Source organism: Oleiphilus sp. HI0061, assembly GCF_001635675.1.
The window spans coordinates 1-8,292 of sequence record NZ_LWFE01001007.1; the positions used below are offsets into that span (position 1 = coordinate 1).

General features: G+C 45.1%; 9 protein-coding genes. 5 read left to right on the forward strand and 4 right to left on the reverse strand.

Annotated features, from left to right (window positions below):
* Positions 1–169 precede the first annotated feature (169 nt).
* Positions 170–1,294 (forward strand): aminotransferase class I/II-fold pyridoxal phosphate-dependent enzyme, encoded by a 1,125-nt coding sequence (locus tag A3735_RS12145; RefSeq protein WP_068508629.1) that lies wholly within the window; start codon positions 170–172, stop codon positions 1,292–1,294.
* A gap of 12 nt (positions 1,295–1,306) precedes the next feature.
* Complete coding sequence (bluB, locus tag A3735_RS12150) at positions 1,307–2,023, forward strand: 5,6-dimethylbenzimidazole synthase (RefSeq protein ID WP_068508627.1); 717 nt, start codon at positions 1,307–1,309, stop codon at positions 2,021–2,023.
* Here the strand turns inward: bluB and A3735_RS12155 are convergent, their stop codons facing one another.
* The 4 genes from A3735_RS12155 to A3735_RS12170 all read right to left on the reverse strand — a co-directional run bounded on the left by A3735_RS12155 (position 2,024) and on the right by A3735_RS12170 (position 6,390).
* Positions 2,024–2,725 (reverse strand): hemolysin III family protein, encoded by a 702-nt coding sequence (locus A3735_RS12155; protein ID WP_082865041.1) that lies wholly within the window; start codon positions 2,723–2,725, stop codon positions 2,024–2,026.
* 82 nt (positions 2,726–2,807) lie between these two features.
* A complete protein-coding gene (locus tag A3735_RS12160; RefSeq protein WP_068508625.1) occupies positions 2,808–3,239 on the reverse strand; it encodes a secondary thiamine-phosphate synthase enzyme YjbQ in 432 nt (143 codons plus the stop codon).
* 32 nt (positions 3,240–3,271) lie between these two features.
* Complete coding sequence (locus A3735_RS12165) at positions 3,272–4,234, reverse strand: NAD(P)-dependent oxidoreductase (protein WP_068508633.1); 963 nt, start codon at positions 4,232–4,234, stop codon at positions 3,272–3,274.
* Between the two features lie 110 nt (positions 4,235–4,344).
* Complete coding sequence (locus tag A3735_RS12170; protein WP_068508622.1) at positions 4,345–6,390, reverse strand: EAL domain-containing protein; 2,046 nt, start codon at positions 6,388–6,390, stop codon at positions 4,345–4,347.
* 230 nt (positions 6,391–6,620) lie between these two features.
* Here A3735_RS12170 and dcd point away from each other — a divergent pair, with 230 nt between their 5' ends.
* The 3 genes from dcd to A3735_RS12185 form a co-directional block, all read left to right on the forward strand.
* Positions 6,621–7,187, forward strand: a complete 567-nt coding sequence (dcd, locus tag A3735_RS12175) for a dCTP deaminase (RefSeq protein WP_068508620.1) — start codon at positions 6,621–6,623, stop codon at positions 7,185–7,187.
* Positions 7,188–7,220: 33 nt separating this feature from the next.
* Positions 7,221–7,871 carry a class II aldolase/adducin family protein gene (locus tag A3735_RS12180; RefSeq protein WP_068508619.1) on the forward strand — a complete coding sequence of 217 codons (651 nt, stop codon included), beginning with the start codon at positions 7,221–7,223 and terminating at the stop codon, positions 7,869–7,871.
* 31 nt (positions 7,872–7,902) lie between these two features.
* Positions 7,903–8,292: DUF416 family protein (locus A3735_RS12185; protein WP_156499635.1), on the forward strand; the 390-nt coding region annotated here is incomplete at its 3' end.

Consider the following 8,292-nt stretch of genomic DNA (forward strand, 5'->3'; position numbering starts at 1 on the left):
AACACTTGAACAGCGATCTGCGCTTGGCCCTAAACATGGTCAAGCGGCTTGTGCGCAAAGCATTCAAGAAGCGCTCAAGCTGATTAAACGCAGTCTAATTCTTTGGTGTGCTGCACTTATTCTTCTTGAAGGCTACTTTTTTCTGATTCGTTTCTATTAGGCCCCCAGGATGACAACGCAACAAACACATATTGTCCATGGTGGCGACTTAGTCAGCGCCTCGATTCGCTATAACATTCCCGAATCAGATTGGGTGGATCTGTCAACCGGCCTTAACCCGATCACTTATCCTTGCGATGACATTCCGGCAACCGTATTCTCTAGATTGCCTTACCCTAGCCCGGAATTCAGGAAAACAGTCGAAGGCTATTATGGCCCGCATGCCTACCGCTCACTTGCTGGTACTCAAGAGATTATTCAACAACTGCCTTTGCTATTAGCAGATCTTCCTGTGATTTTGCCGTCCCTGGGTTACCAAGAGCATCAGTCTGCGTGGACAAACAAAGGCGCTGAGATTAGTTTTTACGATGCCTGCATCTTATCCAAAGCTGACGCCATGATTGAGCGGCTGATTGAAGCTAACTCACAACAGCATTTACTTATTATCAACCCGAATAATCCAAGCGGGCTCATGATTCCTCTAGAGAGCCTGTTCTCCTGGGCTGCCATGCTCGGAACTGACGCAATGCTGATCGTGGACGAAGCATTTATCGATCTAACACCTGAAGCCAGCCTACTCTCACGCCCACCCCTGCCCGATAACATTTTAGTACTGAGATCTTGCGGCAAATTCTTCGGCTTAGGCGGTATTCGGGCCGGCTTCATATTTGGCTCACCTAAAAGTCTCTCTCGCATACAGTTTCCGAGCAACCCTTGGCCACTCAACGGCCCAGCTATGCACATATTAAGCAAGGCCCTGCCCGATCGATACTGGCAACATGCCAGCCGAAAGCGCATCCAAACGAGCGCCCAAGAAATCCAAAGCTTATTTGCGCCCTTGGTTCACAACAAAGCGCTCAAACTATTAGCTGATAGAGGCCTGTTTATTAGCTTCCAAGGTAGCCCATCTTATCTCAGCGAACTCTATGAGTTCTTCGCAAAAGCAGGTATTCTCTTGCGCCTTATATCTGTGAACAACGATTTTGCCATGCTACGAGTCGGCCTTGTTGATCATTTGGATAAAACGAGCATTGAACGAATCCGGCAGTGTGTTGCCCAAGTTGCCAGCAAAAATGCCTTTGATTCGTTTATAAAAACCAGGCCTCGAAGGTCAATTTCTGAGCGTAACAAATAGAGTATTTTTTCAATGTCCGCCGAAGACCAGACTGTAAACTTTACGCACGATGAACGCGAAGCGCTCTATAAAACCATTTTTAATCGACGTGATGTCAGAGGAGAATTCAAGCCCGACCCGATTCCGGATGAGGTCTTGGCCCGCATATTGAAAGCCGCACATCATGCGCCCTCGGTTGGCTTTATGCAGCCCTGGAACTTTATGTTAGTTCGCTCAAAAACAGTTCGACAACAAGTACAAGAGGCTTTTACTGATGCCAATAACGAAGCCATGGAAATGTTTCCGGACAACAAGAAGCCCCTGTATCAGTCTCTGAAGCTCGAAGGAATTTTAGACTCACCGCTTAACCTTGTCGTCACCTGTGACCGTCAACGCGGCGGCCCTGTTGTGCTAGGCCGCACACATATAAAAAGCATGGACTTAAACAGCACCGTCTGTGCCGTTCAGAACTTATGGCTGGCAGCACGCGCTGAGAATGTAGGTATTGGCTGGGTTAGTATCTTTGATCAGGACAGAGTAAAAGCAATTTTAGGCATTCCCGAACATGTCGTACCTGTCGCCTACCTATGTATGGGCTATGTCTCTGAATTTAAAGTGAAGCCCGAACTCGAAAGCAAGGGGTGGCGAGAACGTCTGCCATTGGAGGACTTAATCTACTTTGATCAATGGCAGCAACAAAACCGTGAAGACAGTCTAATAAAAGTTATCTCTGACCAGCCCGAAGTTTAATTATACAGCGACCTGAGGTGGCAAAACGTAGTAATAAACACTGAAGAAATGACAAATACTGCCCCCCAGTACAAACAGATGCCAGATTGCATGGTTATAGGGAATTCGTTCGACCAAATAGAAGACAACACCAAGAGTATAGATTATTCCGCCCAAAGCGAGTAAAAACACTCCTCCTTCCGGTACTGATGCGAGCAAATCCTCAGCACTTAGAATCACCAACCAACCCATAAGCAGATAGCTCGCGACGCGCAAAAGTGAAAACCGATGCTTGAAACGTATTTTCAAGAAGATACCGAAAAATGCAATGCCCCAAACAAGGGCTAATAAGCCCCAACCACCGACTTCTCTCATACTCACCATGAGGTAGGGTGTATAAGAACCTGCAATCAGGAGGTAAATAGCACAGTGATCGAACATCTTCAGCTTATCTTTTTTAACCGGGCATCGCTCGGCATGATAAAGCGTCGAAGCTAAGTATAAAGCCGTTAGACTCAAGCCAAATATACTAAAACTGGCGACTCTCCATACATCATCCATTGGAATTGCAGCGATTAACAAGACAAATAAACCCGCAATGCTTAATAGCACACCTAGCCCGTGAGTTAAGGTATTTAGCAACTCGTCTAAACTATGTTCCAGGGTTTCCACCCGCTTATTATCAACTGGCTGATCGCCCGTTTTGTCCACCACTTTGCTCATAATCACAACTTGCGCCTCAAATTTAAGTGCACACATGTTAGCTGAAGTTGGACAGAATAAGTAGTCTATTTTTTAACCATAGTTAAGTCTGACCCTGCATAGTGACTACTAACTTACGTGAACCAGCTTGATTTCTATGCTCCCCAAGATAAATCCCTTGCCACGTACCCATCGAGAACCTTCCCGAGTTAATCGGAATAGTTAAAGAGCAGCCTAGCAGCGAGGCTTTGATATGAGCGGGCATATCGTCAGAACCCTCGAGTATATGATCATAATAGGGTGCATTTTCCGGCACAAACTTATTAAAGTGCTTTTCCATATCACTGCGGACATCCGGGTCTGCATTTTCATTTAATGTGAGTGATGCTGAGGTATGTTGAATAAACAGGTTCGCTAGACCTATTGAAATCGTATTGAGCTCAGGTAAGGCTTGCTCAATTTCCCGAGTGATCAGATGAAAACCGCGGGAGCGGGCTTGAAGCTCAAGTTCTTTTTGTAGCCATACTGTGCTCATCGTTAAAGTCGCGCCCTCTTGATTCAAATTAACTAAACAATGTAAGCCTGGGGTTCTCCCTCGGCAAATCTTCTAATATTTGCGGCAGCTTTGTCCAACAAGCGCTGACGCGCCTCTTTACTCGCCCAAGCACAATGAGGGGTAACAATTAAGTTTGGAATTTCTCTATCCAGTAGTACATTTCCACCCTTAGGCGGTTCAACGGATAAGACATCTGTTGCTGCGCCGGCCAAGCGGCGTTCTTTCAATGCCTCGGCCAAAGCGTTTTCATCCACAATGCCACCTCGAGCAAGATTTAATAAATAGGCCGAAGGCTTCATTTTAGACAGGGCATTGGCATCGATTAGATTTGTAGTTTCATCACTCAGCAGGCAATGAATAGATAAGACATCAACTTGCGGCAATAGCTCTTCCAAAGCCAAGCGAGGATAGCCATCAACACTTTCCAAGCTTTGACCGGAACGAGCTGCCAGTATAACCTTCATGCCAAAGCCTTCGGCCATTTTTGCAACACCCTGTCCAAGGTCACCATAACCGAGCAGGCCAAGCGTCTTGCCTTCCAGTTCAACAATAGGGTAGTCCATCAAACAAAAAATCGGACTTGTACACCAGCGTCCATCTTGAACATCTTTAGCGTAATCCAATAAACGGTTTGTTAGTGCCAGCAACAAAGAAAAGGTATGCTGAACAATAGCCGGGCGCCCATACTGTGTGACATTACAGACCCTAACACCGGCCTCTTTAGCCGCTTGCAAGTCAATATTGTTCGTCCCTGTCGCCGTAACGGCTATCAGCTTTAGGCTGGGGTTACTTGTTATTTCTTTCTTCCCCAATAGCACTTTATTGACAACGACCACCTCAAAGCCTTTTATTCGTTCACAGACATTCGCTGATTCCGTCGTATCATAAGATTGATATTGGCTAAATGAAGACTCGATATCACTCAGGTCCAGACCATCTCCCATACTTGCTACATCAAGGAAAACCCCTTTCATCGCGCCACCTGCCTTAAGATCAATTTTGCTTCGCCAAGAAAAACGAGAGTATGTCATATCAAGCTAATTGATGACAAAAACCTGTTTAGGTACCCGAAGCTTTTTTCTTTCTAAGAGCTTGAGCTGACAATATGCGGTGTCTGTTGCCACTTTCGAATGAAGGCCGGGATTTCGGGTGCTGGGATTGGCTTAGAATAGAAAAAGCCTTGAGCATAATCACAACCAAGCCCGATTAATGACTCTTCCTGCTTCTTAGACTCGATACCTTCAGCCAAGACCTCGATAGATAAGCTATCAGCTAAGGTAATGATACTCTTGACCAGTGCTTGATCAGAGCTGTTGTTAATTAACTCATTGACAAACATACGGTCAATTTTAATCTTTGACAGGATATGGCTGAATTTTTTGATATAACCAAGAGACGAATAACCTGTACCAAAGTCATCAATACTGAATTTAAGCCCTGACTTAAGTAGCTGCTTAATACCCTTCATCACAACAGGGTCGTCGTCCAACATCAAACGTTCTGTTACTTCCAGCTCCACCCAATCCAAGGTTTGCAAAAATACCTGGTGATTATGCGTCCAGTCAGATAACTCGCGATGGTGAAAGTTAGTTGGGCTAAAGTTGATAGCAACGATAAATTCTTCATTGAAATCACTGCGCCACTCTTTAACCTGCGCAATGGCATGTTCAAATACCCAGATGTCGATATCAAATATCTGACCGGTTTTTTCGGCAACCGGAATAAACAAGTCCGGCCTAACCTTACCCAGGTCTTCATCTTCCCAGCGTAATAAGGCTTCGAAACCGGTAATACTCATATCGCGCAAATCAATCAAAGGCTGAAAATAGAGCTCTAGTTGATTATTAACGATCGCATCTTTCAATTTACTCTTAATCGTATTGTGCAACACGATGTTATACATCATTGACTCGTCAAAGAATGCAAAGGTATTACGGCCTGCTTCTTTGGCTTTATACATCGCGGTATCTGCACGACGAATCAAATCTTCAGTATTCTCGCCATCTTCAGGGTAAAGCACGACCCCGATACTACAACCTAATTGAAGCTGCGAGTCACTTAAGACAAAGTTTTCTTTAAAGGCCAATATCGTTTTATCAGCAACATCCTCAGCATCTGCGCGAGTGTTGCACTGAAAGCAAGCGATGAACTCATCGCCACCAAAACGGGCCACATAACCTCCGTAGCGAGTGATCAACTTCTTCAAGCGGGAAGCACTATCCAGCAGAATCTTATCGCCTGTACTATGCCCCAGGCTGTCATTCACCTCTTTAAAACCATCCAGGTCAATAAAAAAGATTGCCAGCTTCGAGTATTCGGCGTTTTCCTGCTGGTTAAGCATTTCATTTTTCAGGTGATATTCAATATGGCGACGGTTAGGCAAATTTGTCAGCATGTCGAAATTTGCCTGATGCTCTAACTGGTCTTCATAGGACTCTTTTGCCAAAGCAAACTCGGCAACCTGCTTTCGTCCCCGGTTCAAAGCTTCAACCAAGTCAGTAATTTCATCACTGTATTCGGGGCGATTCAGCACAATGGGCTTATAGGTTTTACTTGTTAGCTGAGCCGGCTGAACGGTTTCACGGCTAATTTTGGAAAGGTGGCGCGTCACTGCATTTTTAACAATCGTACTGAAAACAAAACTAATCAAACCGATCATCAAAGTGGAACTAATAAGGATCACGATCATCTGGTCTAATACAGACTCGGTAATCAACTCATCTTTCACATCAACTTCAATCTTACCCATATTCTGGCCGTTAAAGACCAAAGGGCTCGACAAACTTACTGGCAATTCAATATCCCCGTACTGATATTCATTGCCCAAGGCTTCTACAATTCTAACACCCTGAATTGAAGGCATACGATAGACGCCTTCCAGCAAGATATGAGTGCTATCCTGATCGACGTTCCATAAGCTTCTAGCTAACTGCTGATTAACGGCTTTGATGGTATCATTCGCTTCTTCGTAAACAAAAAGCCTTCCATCTTGATATTGTTTTACCAGCAATACCGATACCGTCACCACGGTAAAAAAGATACCGAGTGATACAAAATAAAAGGTCAAGCGGTGGCCCAGTTTCTTAAACCTTAAACCATGCTTCAACTTTTCTAGTGCGGAAAGGCCCAAAACCGTATCCTACCTCTAGGTGAATTCGAAGAATCAATCTATCTACACTTTACATACAGCGTGATACAAGCTTAGACCATATTTTCAACAAACCTAGTAAGTCTGCTCGAAAAGTTAAGCCATCGTTGTAAGTAGATACTTTGCTTATATCTTAAGCAAAGGTATTATAGCCAGCTTTACGGAAGCATTACTTTGACAGCTTCTAAACTTTTTATTTGGAACAGCGAAACATGGCAATAAAGTCTGACAAGTGGATACGTAGAATGGCACAAGAGCAAGGCATGATTGAGCCATTCGAACCAGGGCAGGTTCGAACCGGTGAAAATGGCCGAATTATCTCTTATGGAACATCCAGTTATGGCTACGATGTTCGCTGCAGCAGTGAATTCAAGATCTTCACAAACGTCCACTCAGCAACCGTAGACCCTAAACAGTTTGATGAAAACAGCTTCGTCGATATTGATAGCGATGTTTGTATCATCCCACCAAACTCCTTTGCTTTGGCTCGAACTGTTGAGTACTTCAGAATTCCTCGTAGCGTCCTGACTGTTTGTTTGGGCAAATCTACTTATGCACGCTGCGGCATTATCGTTAACGTCACCCCATTAGAACCCGAATGGGAAGGTCACGTCACACTGGAGTTCTCTAACACCACCAATTTGCCAGCAAAAATTTATGCTAACGAAGGTGTTGCACAGATGCTGTTCTTCGAATCTGACGAAGTATGTGAAACAAGTTATAAAGATCGTGGTGGAAAATACCAGGGCCAGACTGGCGTAACGCTGCCGAAAACTTAGTTTAACTGCCTCTTCAAGTCTGAGAGAACACAAGTGGAGCAAGAAGGCGTTATCAAATATCAACTGGTATTCGAGCATCGAAGCATCTCGATTGACGATACCAGTTTGGCCGAACTGAACCAATGCCGCCAACAAATGATGGCTCACGGGTTAATCGGCCAGGATGATAATCGCTATGAAGGCTATGGCTTTGGCAACCTATCACTGCGTTGCCAGTCAGACTCTAGCATTGAAGCGCCTCCTTCTTTCTGGATCAGCGGCACCCAGACGGGCCACCTTCCAACGCTATTCCCTCGGGATATATGCCTCGTAAACCAAAGCCACCCTGAGACAAATACAATACATGCAGAAGGTGAAACAAAGCCCTCATCGGAAAGTATGACGCATGGCGTCATCTATAAGCTTAGTGCCCGAATAAAAGCTGTGGTGCACGTTCACTCCACAGAAATATGGAAGCAACGTTCAGCGCTCAAGCTAGCTTCCACCCCCAAAGAAATACCTTATGGCACGCCAGAGATGGCAGAATCAGTGCGCCAACTATCCGCTCAATTATTACTATCTGAGAAGTCTATTCTCTTTTGCATGGACGGCCATGAAGACGGCGTTGTTGTGGCTGGTGAGTCTCTTTCTCAGTGCACCCAAACGCTAATCAACACTTTACATAGAGCAGCGACATACTCGTAAGCTTATACCAACTACCTGCAGGCTAGGCACAATGAACCGATTGAAGTTTCAAAAATCTCTCAACTCTCTTAGAGGCTGGCGTGAACGGGCATTTATGCTTGCAATAGCGGAACGCGCCCTTCCCAACGCCCTCCTATATCTTGACAGTATCGAGTCTGACAGCCCTTCAGACTCTCCACTCAAGCTTGCAGACATCGACAGCGCCTGGAACATGCTCATAATTGAGCAAGACGAAGAAGGTATTGTAGAGCTCCTCGATCTGACCCAGGCGAACATGCCTGATACCGAACAGAGCGAACATTATGGTGCCCTGCCAACTCACGATTGCCTAAGCATTCTAGAACAGGCTCTATTGGCTGGGATCAACGATGAAAAACCACGTGCATTGAGCGTTAGCCAACTGTCCTTGGAAACCATCACT